Below are 15,135 nucleotides of genomic sequence, written 5' to 3' on the forward strand. Positions count from 1 at the left end.
GGTCTGTACCAGGTTTCAGGGCCGACGGGACACCGTGACCGTCGGCCCTTGCGCGACCATCCCCTGCGGCAACCGCGCCAACCCCGGCCCACTGGACTGCTTCCCCGCACCCCGCAGGTAGTCCACCATCTCCCGCTGACCAGCGCCGTCCACCATCACCGGCACCAACTCGAAGGTCCCGGTCGACGCCGTACCGCCGATCGTCACGTCCGGACACGTCAGCGCCTCGCCCACACTCAGACATGGCCCCGAAGCCGGGTAGTACGCCTGGCCCACCCCCGACTGCCGAACCAGCACCCACACCTCTTCCCCCGCCCGCATCCCCCGCACAGTCCCCACCAACCGCTCCACCCGCGAAACCTGCCCACCCGCCTGCGGCGAACCGATCTGCACCACCCGCTCCACCATCGGACTCACTCCATCCCCCGGCGCCTGAAACTTCCCACCCCAAGGCAACTCACCCCCACCCCGCCAAACCACCACACCCGCCGCAGCCCCCGCCACAACCACCACCCCCAGCACCGCAGCCAGCACCCGCCACCACCCCGCAACCAGCGCCTTCGCCCGATGCTTACGGCGTCCCATCCCGGCCTCCCAACGAGCTCGGCGCTGTCAGCAACTCGCTACAAGTGCCCACTCATTGTCACCGACGCTCCCCCACCACCGCTGCCCCAGGCACGCCGCTGCCCGAGCTCACCGTCATCCCGAAGGCGGCCTGAACCAACATCCTGACTACTTAGAGTGGAGCAGTGTACGCTATCCTCACAATAAGCCCGATATCAACACAATAGTGCTGATATCGGTAGAATAGTGCTGATACCGGCACTGACAATCGAGGGCACCGAGATGGACATGTCGCTCCCCATCAACACCGTGATCCCGACCCTGGACGGACTGGTCCTGACCGTGCTCGCGCGGACCACCCAGCCGCTGACAGGCCGCCGGGTCCACCAACTCGCCTCCGGTGGCAGCGAGACAGGGACCCGAAGAGTGCTGCACCGCCTGGCCGCCACGGGACTGGTGATTGCCAATCAGGTCGGCGGCAGCATTCAGTTCTCCCTGAACCGCGAGCACCTCGCTGCCAGGCCGGTCATCGAGTTGACCCGCCTGCGTCAGGAACTGTTCGACCGGATCGGTACGGCGATCAAGGACTGGGCAGTCCCTCCGATCCACGCCGGCGTCTTCGGCTCCACTGCCCGTGGCGACGGCGATCTGGACAGCGACGTCGACCTTCTCCTTGTCCACCGGTACGACGACCTTCCACCCCAGTGGACCGACCAGGTCGGAGAGTTGGCCGAGCAGGTTCATGCCTGGACGGGCAACCACCTGCAGACCTATGCGCTCAGCAACGCCGACCTGGGACGCCATTTCGCGGCGGCAGAGCCCATCCTCAATGACTGGCTGACCGACTCGGTTGCCGTGTACGGACCCCAGTTCCGCCATCTGCGGAACGAGATCATGCACGGAGGACAGGAGTGACCCCGCCCGCGGCCAGAACCCAGGACTGCAATCGCGCCCAGGCCACCGTGCGGCTCGGCCAGGCCCGCGCTTTCCTCGACGTCGCCGAACTAGTCGGCGCCGAGAGCGACGAACTCGCCAACCCGAACGTGTCTGCTGCTCTCGCAGTACTCGCCGGCATCGTCGCCGCGGACGCGGCCTGCTGCGCCGCGCTCGGTCAACGTTCCCGCGGCCAGGATCACCGCCAGGCGATCCAGCTCATCACCGAGGCCGGTGATGACGGCCGGACTCTCGCCCGCGCCCTCGGCCGCCTGCTCGACGTCAAGGACGGCGCGCACTACGGCATGGTGTTCGTCAGCTCCCAGCAGGCCAAGGCCGCGATCCGCCATGCCGGCACCCTGGTCGACGGCGCCGCTCGCGCACTGGACCGCTGAGCGCAATAAGTTGCTCTAAGCAACGATTAGTCCGTAGGTGTCGCCCGGAGTTGTCGCCGGAGCGCTCGCGGCGACCGGCGGGGCGCGCGTGCGGTGAATGCATCAGCAGCAAACAACAAAGCACCCCGCGGACCACCTGGGTCCGCGGGGTGCTTCGTGGTGCTGGTCGATCAGGTGTCCTGGATTCCCGTGCCGCCGCCGGCGATTTCGGTGAGTTCCAGGTCGGGGGTGCTCTTCTGGGTTCCGGTGAACGTGAAGTACTCCGGGAGCCCGTCGGAGTCGACGGTGCCGTCGGGGGCGACGTCGACCAGGACGATCTGGCCGGGGCGCAGTTCCCCGAACAGGATCTTCTCGGCGAGCACGTCCTCGACGTCGCGCTGGAGGGCGCGGCGCAGTGGGCGGGCCCCGAGGACCGGGTCGAAGCCGCGTTCGGCGACGAGCTTCTTGGCCGCGGGCGTGAGCTCGATGCCCATGTCCTTGTCCTTCAGACGCTCTTCCACCTGGGCGACCATCAGGTCGACGATCCGGACGATGTCCTCCATGGCGTGCTGGTGGAAGACGACGATCTCGTCGACGCGGTTCAGGAACTCGGGACGGAAGTGCTGCTTGAGCTCCTCGGTCACCTTCGCCTTCATCTTCTCGTACGAGCCGGACACGTCACCGACCTGGGAGAAGCCGAGGCTGACGGCCTTGGCGATGTCCCGGGTGCCCAGGTTCGTGGTCATGATGATGATGGTGTTCTTGAAGTCGACCACCCGGCCCTGGGCGTCGGTCAGGCGACCTTCGTCCAGGATCTGCAGCAGCGAGTTGAAGATGTCCGGGTGGGCCTTCTCGACCTCGTCGAACAGGACCACGCTGAACGGCTTGCGGCGCACCTTCTCGGTGAGCTGCCCGCCCTCTTCGTAGCCGACGTACCCGGGAGGCGAACCGAACAGCCGCGAGGCCGTGTGCTTCTCGGAGTACTCCGACATGTCGAGGCTGATCAGCGCGCTCTCGTCGCCGAACAGGAACTCGGTCAGCGCCTTGGACAGCTCGGTCTTACCGACACCGGACGGGCCGGCGAAGATGAACGAGCCGCTGGGGCGGCGCGGGTCCTTCAGACCGGCGCGCGTACGCCGGATCGAGCGGGACAGCGCCTTGACGGCGTCGGTCTGGCCGACGTACCGCTTGGCCAGCTCCTTCTCCATGTCGAGCAGCCGCGAGGACTCCTCCTCGGTCAGCTTGAAGACGGGGATGCCGGTCGCGGTGCTGAGCACCTCGGCGATCAGCTCCTCGTCGACCTCGGCGACGACGTCCATGTCGCCGGCCTTCCACTGCTTCTCCCGCTCGGCCTTCGCGTTGATCAGCTTCTTCTCGTCGTCGCGCAGAGAAGCCGCCCGCTCGAAGTCCTGGGCGTCGATCGCCGACTCCTTCTCCCGGCGCACGTTCGCGATCTTCTCGTCGAACTCGCGCAGGTCCGGCGGAGCGGTCATCCGGCGGATCCGCAACCGGGCCCCGGCCTCGTCGATCAGGTCGATCGCCTTGTCCGGGAGGAAGCGGTCCGAGATGTACCGGTCGGCCAGCTGCGCGGCGTTGACCAGGGCGGCATCGGTGATGGTCACCCGGTGGTGCGCCTCGTAGCGGTCGCGCAGCCCCTTGAGGATCTCGATCGTGTGCGCGATCGAGGGCTCGGCCACCTGGATCGGCTGGAACCGGCGCTCCAGCACGGCGTCCTTCTCGACGTACTTGCGGTACTCGTCGAGGGTGGTCGCGCCGATGGTCTGCAGCTCACCGCGGGCCAGCATCGGCTTCAGGATGCTCGCGGCGTCGATCGCTCCCTCGGCCGCGCCGGCCCCGACGAGGGTGTGGATCTCGTCGATGAACAGCACGATGTCGCCGCGGGTGCGGATCTCCTTGAGCACCTTCTTCAGACGTTCCTCGAAGTCGCCGCGGTAGCGCGAACCGGCCACCAGGGCGCCCAGGTCGAGGCTGTAGATCTGCTTGTCCTTGAGCGTCTCCGGCACGTCACCGCGGACGATCTGCTGGGCCAGACCCTCCACGATCGCGGTCTTGCCGACGCCCGGCTCACCGATCAGGACAGGGTTGTTCTTGGTCCGCCGGGACAGCACCTGCATGACCCGCTCGATCTCGGTCTCGCGCCCGATCACCGGGTCGAGCTTCGATTCGCGGGCCGACTGGGTGTAGTTCCGGCCGAACTGGTCGAGCACCAGGGAGCTGCTGGGAGCACCTTCGGTGGTCCCGGCGCCGGCCGTGGCCGTCTCCTTGCCCTGGTACCCGCTCAGCAGCTGGATGACCTGCTGACGGACCTTGTTCAGGTCCGCGCCGAGCTTGACCAGGACCTGCGCTGCGACACCCTCACCCTCGCGGATGAGGCCGAGCAGGATGTGCTCGGTGCCGATGTAGTTGTGGCCCAGTTGCAGGGCCTCACGCAGGGAGAGCTCCAACACCTTCTTGGCGCGAGGGGTGAACGGGATGTGCCCGCTCGGAGCCTGCTGTCCCTGGCCGATGATCTCCTCGACCTGGGAACGGACAGCCTCCAGCGAGATACCAAGGCTTTCCAGAGCCTTGGCGGCGACACCCTCACCCTCGTGGATCAGGCCGAGCAGGATGTGCTCGGTCCCGATGTAGTTGTGGCTGAGCATCCTGGCCTCTTCCTGGGCCAGGACGACTACCCGACGGGCGCGGTCCGTAAATCGTTCAAACATCGCCAAAGCGCTCCTTGCCTCAGAGGAGTCGGACGTGCCGTGTAGGCCGACCCCCGTACATGCATGCTAGTCCCCGGCATCGACAGGCTCGCTCTCAGCGAACAAGCGAAGACCTCTCGCCGGCCGCCCACTGGGGATCACAAGGGAACAACCTCCGGGGCCCCGACGGTGTTCCCGGCGCGCCCGGTGTTCGCCACCAGCGAATTCGTGGCGGTAGCTGCCCCGGAAGGCACCTTCCGGACGGAGCGTCCGCGACTGTGTCCACACTGTGAAACAACCGGAATGCGGACGGTCCCGGCGCCTTCGCAGGCACCGGGACCACTTTCGCTCACCAGCCGGACCCAGAGGCCGGATCCCGCAGGGGTACTACTTGGCCTCGTTGTACGCCGCGCGCACCTCGGCCGAGATCCGGCCCCGCTCGCTGACCTCGTAGCCGTTGTCCTTGGCCCACGCGCGGATGTCCGCGGAGTCGGTCGCCGACCGCCCCCGGCCGCGACCGCCGCGGCCCGCCGGACCCCGCCGGCCGGCCACCTTGCGGGCCACCCCGACGTACCCGGACAGCGCGTCGCGCAGTTTGGCGGCGTTCTTCTTGGACAGGTCGATCTCGTACGTCGTGCCGTCCAATCCGAAGGTCACGGTCTCGTCGGCCTTACCACCGTCGAGATCGTCCTCGAGAACTACCTGGACCCTTTGCGCCATCGATGACAGTCCTTTCCGCGCCCGCCACCGGGCACAATCCCCCTACTTTTTGGCTTCCACCTGATTTGTACCGCACAAACCCCGGTGTTGTCATTCAACAGGCGGAATGTGGGGAAAAATGTGACGGAAAACCCCGTCACTCACCGTATGCATCGGCAACGGAATGGACCCGGAAATTGAACTGGCCGTTGGTTGTGCTAAGCAACAGCCGCCCGGGACCGTTTCCGGGTCACTCCGGACGCAGCAACGGGAACAGAATCGTCTCCCGGATCCCGGCCTCGGTGAACAGCATGATCAGCCGGTCCAGGCCCATCCCCAGGCCGCCGGCCGGCGGCATCCCGAACTCCATCGCGCGCAGGAAGTCCTCGTCCAGCTCCATCGCCTCGGGGTCACCGGCGGCGGCCAGCATCGACTGTGCCACCAGGCGTTCACGCTGGATGACTGGATCGTTCAACTCCGAGTAGGCGACCCCGAGCTCGACGCCGTTGACGAACAGGTCGAAGGCCTCGACCAGCCCCGGGGACTCCCGGTGCGCCTTCGCCAGCGGCCGGGCCGATTCGGGATAATCGCGCACGAACGTCGGCTGGATGAGAGTGTGCTCGCACAGCTTCTCGAACAAGTCGACGGCGATCTCACCGGCATTCCGGCCCGGCTGCAGCTCGACCTCGTGCTGTTCGGCCAGCTTCAGCAGGGCCGGCAGGTCGGTGGTCTGGTCGACGCTCTCGCCGACCGCTTCGGAGAGCAGCCCGAAAAGCGTCGCGTGCCGGAACGGCTGCTCGAAGTCGATCTCCGAACCGTCGCGCGCAGTGACCGTCGAACGCCCGATCGCCCGGCCGGCGTTCCGGATCAGCTCCTGGAGGAGATCGGCCATCGTGTCGTAATCGCCGTACGCCTGGTACGCCTCGATCATCGAGAATTCCGCGGCATGAGTGGAGTCCAGGCCCTCGTTGCGGAACGTCCGGCCGATCTCGTAGACCCGGTCGACACCACCGATCATCGCCCGCTTGAGATCGAGCTCGAGCGCGATCCGCAGCTTCATCTCCTGGTCGAAGGCGTTCAGGTGGGTGCTGAACGGGCGCGCCGCAGCGCCACCGTTGGTGAGCTGCAGGACCGGGGTCTCCACCTCGATGAACCCGCGCGCGTCGTACGTCGCGCGCAGCGACTTGAGCACCGCCGCCTTGATCCGGACCATGTCGCGGGCCTCCGGCCGCACGATCAGGTCGACGTACCGCATCCGCACCCGGGCTTCCTCGCTCAGCGGGTGGTGCTCGTTCGGCAACGGGCGCAGCGTCTTGGCCGCCATCTGCCAGGCGGTCGCCTGCACCGACAGCTCACCGCGGCGGCTGGTGATCACCTCACCCTGCACCGACAGCAGGTCGCCGATGTCGACCAGCGCCTTGAACCGGGCCAGCTCCTCCTCGCCGATGTCGGCCAGCGACAGCATCACCTGCAGCTCGGTCCCGTCACCCTCACGGAGCCGGACGAAGCACAGCTTGCCGGTGTTGCGCAGGAAGATGACCCGCCCGGCCACAGCGACCTGCTCGCCGGTCCGGGTGTCGGGCGCGAGCTCCTGACCGTCGTACCGGGCCCGGAGGTCCTTCAGCAGGTGCGTCCGCTCGACCGCGAGCGGGTAGGGCTGCACCCCCTCGGCGAGCAGCCGGTCACGCTTCTCCCGGCGGACCCGCATCTGCTCGGGCAGGTCGTCCTGCCCGCTGTCGGGGGTCACCGGGGTCTCACGTGGTTCAGTCATAGGGCAAAGGCTAGTGACTGACCACCTCCGGAACCGAATCGTTTGTCCTGACCACCAGTACGGCGGCAAGCGCCGCAGCCACACCACAGGCGATCCCGCAGACCACGAACGTCGTCCGAGTGCCGAGTACGGCGGCCAGCAGACCGCCCAGCGGCAGCGCCACCAGGCTGCAGGCCCGGGCGGTCCCACCGAGCGCCGCGATCGCCCGACCACGCACCTCCTCCGCCGTACGGGTGACGATCAGGGTGCTGGACGCCGCGTTGAGCAGACCGCCGCCGGCCCCGACCACCACGGCTCCGACGAACAGTGCGACCACCCCACCGGCCACACCCATCAGCACGCAGGCGGCGCCGATCGCTGCCATCCCGGCGAGCATGGCCCGTGAGCGACCCGCTGCCGACGTCAGCCGGCCGGTCCCCCAGGCACCCAGGATCGCCCCGCCGCCCTGAGCCGCCATCACCCAGCCGTAGCCGGCCGCGTCCAGCCCGATCTCGTCGGTGACCAGGAAGACCTCGACCACGTTGACCGCCTCGCCGACCACCACGAACATCCACAGGCAGACCACCAGGATCCGGAGCAGCGGATCTCCCAGCAGGCTGCGCAGTCCGGCAGTCAGCGCACCACGCTCCCGTACGGCGCCCGCCATCGGCCGCCGTCGGGTCCGGACCGCTAGAGCCACCAGCGTGACGACGCCGAAGGTAGCGGTGTCGACGAGCAGAGCCCCTCGCTCACCTGACCAGCTCACCAGCACGCCGCCAACTGCCGACCCGGCCAGAGTGGCCACACCGACCAGAGCCTGGCTCGTACCAGTAGCCCGGCCGACCAGCTCCTCACCGACGATGCGCGGGATCAGCGCGGCCCAGGCCGGACCGGCGACCGCCTGGCCGACCTGCAGGAGGCAGACCAGCGCGAGCGTCTCGGCCAGGCCGTGGCTGAACGCCAGCCCCAGACCTGCGACGACCTGAAGCAGCGACGCGCAGACCAGGACGGTGCGGGAGTCGTACCCGTCGACGATCCGGCCGGCGAACGGGATCATCGCGACCGTCGGTACGGCGAACGCCAGCAGCAGGGCGGTCACCGCGCCCGGTCCGCCGGTCTCGGAGACCCGCAGCATCAGCGCGACCAGTGCCACCGAGTCACCGGCGTACGACAGCGCGCGGGCCGGCAGCACCAGCCGGACGTCCCGGAAGGACCAGATCGAAGTCTGAAGTGTTTGCTTCACATCTGTGAAGCTACTGCTTCAGGGTTTCGCCGGTCAAGAGGGCTGGCTACGCTGAGCCCCGTGGCCCAGAAGATGCGTGAGCTCACCGATCCGCGGGCGATCCGCGCGCTGGCGCACCCGGCCCGGCTGCGGGTGATCGACGAGCTCTACAACGGCACGGTGCTGACCGCGACCGAGTGCGCGAAGCTCGCCGGGCTGACCCCGTCGGCGATGAGCTACCACCTGCGCGCCCTCGAGCGGTGGGGCATCGTCGAGCGCGCCGACGAGTCGGCCGACGGCCGCGAGCGGCCCTGGCGGGCGCCCGCCGAGCGGGTGAAGATCTCGACGCAGTCCTCCGGCGCCGGCCGGCTGGCCGGGCAGGCGCTGATGCGCAGCTCGGTCGAGCGGATCCTCGAGCAGTTCCAGGAGTTGCCGGCCAGCGATCCGTGGGACGACGTCAGCTCGATGAGCCGGTCCCGGTTGTGGCTCACCCACGACGAGACCGGCCAGTTCAACCAAGAGCTGGAGGAGCTGGTCGAGCGCTACCGCAAGGGCCGCACCCAGACCTCGCACCCGGCCGGTGCACGGCAGATCAGCACGCTGCTCGCCGTCGTACCGACCGGCGATCCTCCGGCCAACACCGCGCCGGCCACATAAATTCCTGCCGACGGATACTTCACAACTCAGTAAAACGGTTGCCTGACAGTGCCACGATTGGACCATGGGGGAACTTCACGCGCTCGCGATCGCGGTCCCGACCGGGGGCCTCGCGGTGGTCGCATACCTGGTCGTCGGGCTGGTCATCGGCATCGAGTCGATGGGCATCCCGCTGCCCGGCGAGACCACGCTGATCGCGGCGTCGCTGCTCGCCTCCCAGGGTGACCTGCGGCTGGTCCTGGTGATCGCCGCGGCCGCCACCGGCGCGATCATCGGCGACTCGGTCGGCTACTTCATCGGGCGCAAGGCCGGCCGCGGGCTGTTCGAGCGGCTCGGCCGGCGCTCCAAGCACTTCTCCGCGGACCGGATCGAGCGGGCCGAGCGGTACTTCCACAAGTACGGCGTCTGGACCGTCTTCTTCGGCCGGTTCGTCGCGCTGCTGCGGATCTTCGCCGGGCCGATGGCGGGCATGCTGCGGATGCCGTACCCGCAGTTCCTGGCCGCCAACGCGGCCGGCGGCATCGCCTGGTCGACCACGATCGGCATCGTCGCGTACAACATCGGTGACAACGCCGACAAGATCTTCGGCGAGCTGTCGGTCTGGGCGCTGGCCCTGATCGCCGCGGCCGCCGTCACGGCGTACGCGGTTTACAAGCTGCGCCACCGGCGGCGTACCGACGACACCGCCGAGCTGAGCCAGCCGGTCGACGCGCAGTAGCCTCAGCGGATCCGCAGGACCAGGCTGGGCGTCGCGGTGCCGTAGACCGGCGTGCCCTGGTACGTCGTACCGGGCACGAGGAAGCGGTAGGCGAACAGGCCCGGCTTGACCGCCTTGAAGCTGATCGCCGCGCGCCCGCCGCGCATCGGCGTCGCCTTGACGTTGCCCCAGGCCCGGCCGTTCCAGAACTGCAGCATGGCGGTGGTGTTCTGCGCCGGGCGGACGACGACCGCGGCGTTGATCACCTCGTTGCGGTTGTGCAGGTTGCCGCCCGCGTAGCCCGCGCCCTGGATCAGCAGCCGGCTGCGGGTCAGGTAGTTCTTGCTGCTCGACGCGCTGGACAGCGCGCCGACCCGGCTGTTCACCGGAACGTACGCCCGGTACGTCCGGGTGCCGCCGGTGTTGACCCGGATCTCGAAGTGCCCGCCCGGCTGGGTGCTCCCCCGGCCGGCCTGGACCCACGGACCGCCGGCCCGGTTCTGCGCCAGCACGACCACCGGCAGCCCGGCCGAGGTCGACTGTTGCACCGAGCAACGAGGTCCACCGCAGCTGATCTCCTGCTGGACGGTCCGGCCGCGGATCAGCATCTGCTTGCCGAACGTCCACAGCGTCGGTACGGCGGCCGTCGTCGCGGTGGTCCGGCCGGCGATCTCGGCGCCGGTCAGCGAGGCCCACTCGTTCCTGGCCCGGAGCTGGAAGTAGTACGGCGGCCGCACGTTCTTCAGCACCAGCCTCGACTTGGTCGTCGGCGCGGCGACCGGCTTGAACGGCTTCCCGTTGACGCCGATCATCGGCGTGTACTGCTGGGTCCCGGCCGGGACGTCGAGCGGGTCGTTCGGCGTGAAGTCCTGCGTGGCCGCCGGGGTCCTCCAGCTCACCACCACGTCCTTGCCGGACACCCGCGCGACCGCGTCGGCCGGCCGCAGCGGCCCGTCGGTGTCGAACATCGGCGACCGGGCCGGCTTGCTGGTCACGCCACCGCGCGAGGTCCCGGTCGACACCGCGATCCGGTAGTTCCCGTCGGCCGGGAACGCCGAGGTCGGGATCGCCCAGGTGTTCGGCTCGGACGCCGCGACGTACTTCACGTACGACGGACTGCTCGACACCACGCCCTCGATCGAGATCCGGTTCGGCGCGTTGTCGTCCTTCCAGGAGACCTGGACCGCCGACCGCGCCTTGTTCCAGCCGACGGACACGCCGGTCGGCACCGGGTCCGACGTACAGGCTGTGAGCGCTCCGGCACCGAGCACCGCCACGGCAATCACGGCAGGCAGTGACCGCACCCTGCCCATGACACCTCACCTCACCTGCCGAAGCCGGAACGCGTTGACCATACATAGTTGGCACCCCAGGCTGCCTAGCAGGAGGGCCGAATCGTGATACTCGACACCGAGGACTGCCGCACCCGCTTCACCGCGGCGGACCGCGCTTTCCTGGCCACCACCGGCCTGGACCTGCGCCCGCACGTGGTCCCGGTCACGTTCACCCTGAGCGACGACGTGATCGTGATCGCCGTCGACCACAAGCCCAAAACCACCCGGAATCTCCGGCGCCTCCGCAATCTGGCCGAGAATCCGCGGGCGACGCTGCTGCTCGACCACTACGCGCCGGACTGGACCCAGCTGTGGTGGATCCGCGCGGACTGCACGGCGGCCGTCGTCGCCGAGCATCCGGTCGAGGCTCTGGCCGCCAAGTACCCGCAGTACGCCGACACGCCGCCGGCCGGCCCTTTCATCGTCGCAAGCGTCGACAAGTGGACCGGCTGGTCAGCGAGCTAGCCGTGCCTCAGGTGGTGGTGAGAACGAAGTTGGCCGAGTACGCCGCGGCGTACTTGTAGCCGTTCAAGGTGAGGGCCGGGAAGTAGTAGCGGTACGCCACCCGTCCGGCGGCGGCGCCCTTCACGTAGCCGCGGGCGACGCCCAGGTCGGTCCTGACGAAGCCGACCGTGCTCCACGTCTTTCCGGTCCAGCGCTGCAGGACGACGGCGTAGCTGCACGTGGGCGAGTGACGGACCTCAGCGGTCGCGGTCTGGCCGCGGCGGACCGTGGCGGGAGTGAAGCGGGCACCCCAGGTGTTCACCTGGACCGTGGTCGCCACGGAGGCGCTGTAGCTGCCGAAGTAGCCGATCCCGGCAGCGTCCGTGAAGTTGGGCACCAGCACCCGGTAGTGCCGCGAGCCAGACGCTCCGAGCAGGAACTTGAACCTTCCGTTGACGGCCTGCTGCGACGACGCGGTGTACCACGGGCTGGTCGCGGTGTTGCGGGCCTGCAGGTAGACCGGAGCGTTGCGGGCGGTGACAGTTCCGGTGATCGCCGGCTGCGACGTCGGCGAGCCGGACTTCACCCAGGCGGGGATGACAGCCTTGAGACCGCCGGCGGAGGCACCTCCGAGGCGCCTGCTGACGGTGCCCCACTCGTTGCTCGCCACCACGTCGATCTGGTACGGCAACGCGTGGGCGGCGACCGTCACCTGGGTCGCCGGGGATGCGGCGGCGAGCTGGGTGACCTTGCCCGCGGCCACCAACTGCGGCGTGTAGCGCGTCGAGTCGACCAGGTCCAACGGATCGTTGGGAGTTCCGTCGAACTCGGAGTACCCGGCTTCCCACCGCACCCGCAGCCCGCTGGTCCCCGACAGCGTGACCGCGACCCGCTCGGCGGGCGCGGCGATGATCGTGTCGAACCGCGGGGAAAAGCCCGCCGGGCTGGTCTCCCCGGCCTCCGTTCCCACCGACACGTCGATCCGCACCTGGCCGCTGTACGGCTCCAGTCTGGTGGCGGGGTAGTCGACCACGTTCGGCGCTCCCGCCGCAACGAACACCGGCAGCACGGTCGTCGACGCGCCGATCCTGAGCACGACCTTGTTCGGCAGGTCACCGTCGTCGGTCCAGGTCACCCGGACGAACTCGTGGCTCGAGTCCTTCCAGGCGATCGTCACACCGCTCGGCGCCGGGTCGGCCGCGAACGCTTCAGTTGCCGTCAGCACCGAACCGAGCAGGCCGGCGGCGATGGCGAGAGGAGTCAGTTTCTTCAGCACAGCAACGCCTTTCAGCGCGGACCGGTCGAGTAGTGGCAACCCTGCGAAGGCAGGCAAGGAGTGGACATCCCCGGGATCACGTTGTTCACGAAGGTATTGGTGTACGCCGCCGCGAACCGGGTGCCGCCGTACAGCGTGGCGGGAACGTAGTACCGGTACGCCGTCCGGCCGGCCTTCGGCGCGATGATGTAGCCCTTGCCGGTGCCCTTCTTCACCGCGACCGGACCGACCGTCGTCCAGGCCTTGCCGTTCCAGCGCTGCAGCGTCGCCGTCGTGTTGGCCTGCGGGTAGACGTAGACGCCGGCCGTGTTCCGGTCGTAGGTACCGATCTGCGGCGAGACGAAGAAGCCGAACACGTCGAGCTGCGTGGTGGACGCCGCCGTCGCGCTCACTCCTTGGTACACGAGCCTGTTGCCGGACCAGGTCGCCGGCGCGACGACCCGGCACTGACGGCTTCCGCCGGTCCCGAACGGGAACGAGAACTTGCCCGCACTGAACTTGCCCGAGCTGACCGTGTACCACGCGCTGGTCGACGTGTTCCGGGCCTGCAGGACGATCTGCCGCTGATCGTAGGCCGGAGCGTAGGTTCCGGTGATCGTCGAGGGACGGTTGTAGACGGCCCAGGCCGGAACCTTCGCGGTCACACTCGTCGGGTAGGTGGAGAGAAAGTCGTAGGCACTGGAGCTGCCCCACTCGTTGTGGGCGTCGACCCACAGCGTGTGCGCGGATCGCAGCGTGTAGGTCAGCTGCGTCGCGGTGGTCCGGCCGCCGATCTTGATCTTGCTGAACCGGCCGGCGTCGTAGCCCGCCTGGTAGGTCAGCGGCCGGCTCAGGTCGAGCGGGTCGTTCGGCGTGGTGTCGGTCCGGACCGACGACCTCCACTTCACGTTCATCGCACCGGACGCGGCCAGCGTTGACGACACCCGCTGCGGCGCCGTCGGGGTGTCCGCGTCGAAGCGCGGCGACAGCGCCTCGGGACCGTCCGAGCCGGCCGACACCGCGAGCTCCAGCGGGAGATCATCGCTCATCCCGGAATAGCTCGAGCTGACCGAGCCGGTCCAGAGCTCGATCGAGTTCGGCTGCTCGACGGTCGTCGACCAGGTCCGGTACACCCTCGTCGAGCCGCGCTGACGCAGCGAGATGACGTTCGCGACCGGCGCGGCCTCGTCCCAGCTCACCACGATCCGCTCTGCTTTGGTCGACCAGCTGAGCTTGATATTGGTCGGCGCCGGCTCCACCGCTTGGGCGGGGGACGCAACGAACAAGGAGACGACAAGTCCGCCGGTGACGGCGATAGCGGAGAGGGTTCTCATGAAGGCCTGCTTCAGATCGTGGTGAGGACGAAGTTCGGGGAGTACGCCGCTTGGTAGGTGGCGCCCCGGTAGACCGTCGCCGGGACGTAGTAGCGGTAGGCGACCCGGCCGATGGTGACGGCGCGGACGTAACCGACACCACGACCACCGCGCACCGCGACCGGGCCGACGGTGGTCCAGGTCTTCCCGTTCCAGCGCTGCAGTACGGCGGTGGTGTCGGCCGCGGGGTTCACCGTGACGTGCGCATGTCCCAGCTGACCTCGCCGAATCGGGTCCGCCTGGAAGATGCCGTAGGTGTTCAGCTGGATCGTCGAGGTCGCGATCGAGCTGTAGGCACCGAACCACACGGCGCTCCCGGTCACAGTGTTCGGGACCTGCACCCGGTACTGACGCGGGCCGGGCCGGACCAGGTCGAAGAAGAAGTTGCCGGTGGAGTACGCAGTGGCGACGACGTACCAAGGACTGGTCGGTGTGTTGCGCGCCTGCAGGATCACGGGCCGGCGGTCGATCCGGTTGACAGTTCCGGTGATCTCCAGCCCGTCCTCGTAGCGAGCCCAGGCGGGAACCCGCAGGGTCGGCGCGCTGGTGTTGACCTGGAGCACCCTCTCGATCGAGCCGGCACCCCACTCGTCGACCTGCCTGACCTGCAGGAAGTAAGGCCGGGCCGGCGGGGTCACCGTCAGCTGGGTCGCCGTATCCGGTCCTCCGATGGGAACCTCACCTGCAGCGCCGCTGATCTGGTACGCCGCTTGGAAACGTGGCGGGGCCGTCCGGTCGAGCGGGTCGCCCGGGGTGGTGTCAACGGGCGTCGCCGCCCGCCACCGGACAGTCACGGCGTTGGCACCGGAGATGGTGTTCGAGATCAGGACGGGCGCCGATGCGCGCTGGGAGTCGAACTCCGGCGACAACGCCATCGGGCTCGTGCTGCCCGTTGCCGTCCCGGCGGCGACGCCGATCTGCGTCACCTGCAGGCCGGGGAGATCCCGGGCCGCGATGTCGACCGCGTTGGGCGCGTCTGCCGGGATCAGCTGCAGGCGCTCGGGAATGGCCACCCCGGGCACGGTGCAGGACGATGCGGTTGGGCTGCGCGCCCTCCTCGTCCCAGGTGACGTGGACCGCGGAGAACGTGTCGTCCTTCCAGCGGATCTGGACGTTGCCGGGAGCGGG

Annotated in this window: 14 protein-coding genes; 5 read left to right on the forward strand and 9 right to left on the reverse strand. The window is 68.6% G+C overall.

The genetic code is table 11. The features are described 5' to 3' along the window. Positions 1–15 precede the first annotated feature (15 nt). Positions 16–408 carry a hypothetical protein gene (locus tag HDA39_RS26165; protein ID WP_184799404.1) on the reverse strand — a complete coding sequence of 131 codons (393 nt, stop codon included), beginning with the start codon at positions 406–408 and terminating at the stop codon, positions 16–18. A gap of 444 nt (positions 409–852) precedes the next feature. Here HDA39_RS26165 and HDA39_RS26170 point away from each other — a divergent pair, with 444 nt between their 5' ends. Beyond that, positions 853–1,479 (forward strand): nucleotidyltransferase domain-containing protein, encoded by a 627-nt coding sequence (locus HDA39_RS26170; RefSeq protein ID WP_184799406.1) that lies wholly within the window; start codon positions 853–855, stop codon positions 1,477–1,479. Continuing rightward, a complete protein-coding gene (locus tag HDA39_RS26175; RefSeq protein WP_184799408.1) occupies positions 1,476–1,892 on the forward strand; it encodes a hypothetical protein in 417 nt (138 codons plus the stop codon). The genes HDA39_RS26170 and HDA39_RS26175 overlap by 4 nt, the downstream gene beginning before the upstream one ends. A 170-nt stretch (positions 1,893–2,062) precedes the next feature. Here HDA39_RS26175 and HDA39_RS26180 read toward each other — a convergent pair whose 3' ends face one another. From HDA39_RS26180 to HDA39_RS26195, 4 genes are all read right to left on the reverse strand, one after another. Next, positions 2,063–4,597 (reverse strand): ATP-dependent Clp protease ATP-binding subunit, encoded by a 2,535-nt coding sequence (locus HDA39_RS26180; protein WP_184799410.1) that lies wholly within the window; start codon positions 4,595–4,597, stop codon positions 2,063–2,065. Positions 4,598–4,963: 366 nt separating this feature from the next. Beyond that, positions 4,964–5,296, reverse strand: a complete 333-nt coding sequence (locus HDA39_RS26185; RefSeq protein ID WP_184799412.1) for a histone-like nucleoid-structuring protein Lsr2 — start codon at positions 5,294–5,296, stop codon at positions 4,964–4,966. Between the two features lie 229 nt (positions 5,297–5,525). Beyond that, entirely contained in the window at positions 5,526–7,046 is a 1,521-nt protein-coding gene (gene lysS / locus HDA39_RS26190; RefSeq protein ID WP_184799413.1) for a lysine--tRNA ligase, read from the reverse strand. A gap of 10 nt (positions 7,047–7,056) precedes the next feature. After that, the gene (locus HDA39_RS26195) at positions 7,057–8,268 is read right to left on the reverse strand and encodes an MFS transporter (RefSeq protein WP_184799416.1); all 1,212 of its coding nucleotides are present in this window, start codon (positions 8,266–8,268) and stop codon (positions 7,057–7,059) included. A gap of 60 nt (positions 8,269–8,328) precedes the next feature. Here HDA39_RS26195 and HDA39_RS26200 point away from each other — a divergent pair, with 60 nt between their 5' ends. Continuing rightward, the gene (locus tag HDA39_RS26200) at positions 8,329–8,904 is read left to right on the forward strand and encodes a helix-turn-helix domain-containing protein (RefSeq protein WP_184799418.1); all 576 of its coding nucleotides are present in this window, start codon (positions 8,329–8,331) and stop codon (positions 8,902–8,904) included. Between the two features lie 64 nt (positions 8,905–8,968). Then, positions 8,969–9,622 carry a DedA family protein gene (locus tag HDA39_RS26205; RefSeq protein ID WP_184799420.1) on the forward strand — a complete coding sequence of 218 codons (654 nt, stop codon included), beginning with the start codon at positions 8,969–8,971 and terminating at the stop codon, positions 9,620–9,622. 2 nt (positions 9,623–9,624) lie between these two features. Here the strand turns inward: HDA39_RS26205 and HDA39_RS26210 are convergent, their stop codons facing one another. Beyond that, positions 9,625–10,914 (reverse strand): hypothetical protein, encoded by a 1,290-nt coding sequence (locus HDA39_RS26210; protein WP_184799422.1) that lies wholly within the window; start codon positions 10,912–10,914, stop codon positions 9,625–9,627. Positions 10,915–10,998: 84 nt separating this feature from the next. On the opposite strand from HDA39_RS26210, the gene HDA39_RS26215 reads away from it, so the two are divergent. Continuing rightward, positions 10,999–11,400, forward strand: coding sequence for a TIGR03668 family PPOX class F420-dependent oxidoreductase (locus tag HDA39_RS26215; protein WP_184799425.1), 402 nt, complete (start codon positions 10,999–11,001; stop codon positions 11,398–11,400). A 7-nt stretch (positions 11,401–11,407) separates the two neighbouring features. Here the strand turns inward: HDA39_RS26215 and HDA39_RS26220 are convergent, their stop codons facing one another. From HDA39_RS26220 to HDA39_RS26230, 3 genes are read right to left on the reverse strand one after another with little or no spacing between them, the layout of a single operon-like run. Further along, positions 11,408–12,655, reverse strand: a complete 1,248-nt coding sequence (locus HDA39_RS26220; RefSeq protein WP_184799426.1) for a hypothetical protein — start codon at positions 12,653–12,655, stop codon at positions 11,408–11,410. 11 nt (positions 12,656–12,666) lie between these two features. Continuing rightward, positions 12,667–13,968, reverse strand: a complete 1,302-nt coding sequence (locus HDA39_RS26225) for a hypothetical protein (RefSeq protein ID WP_184799428.1) — start codon at positions 13,966–13,968, stop codon at positions 12,667–12,669. 11 nt (positions 13,969–13,979) lie between these two features. Beyond that, positions 13,980–15,020 (reverse strand): hypothetical protein, encoded by a 1,041-nt coding sequence (locus HDA39_RS26230; RefSeq protein WP_184799430.1) that lies wholly within the window; start codon positions 15,018–15,020, stop codon positions 13,980–13,982. Between the last annotated feature and the right edge of the window lie 115 nt (positions 15,021–15,135).

The organism is Kribbella italica, assembly GCF_014205135.1.
Taxonomy (GTDB): domain Bacteria; phylum Actinomycetota; class Actinomycetes; order Propionibacteriales; family Kribbellaceae; genus Kribbella; species Kribbella italica.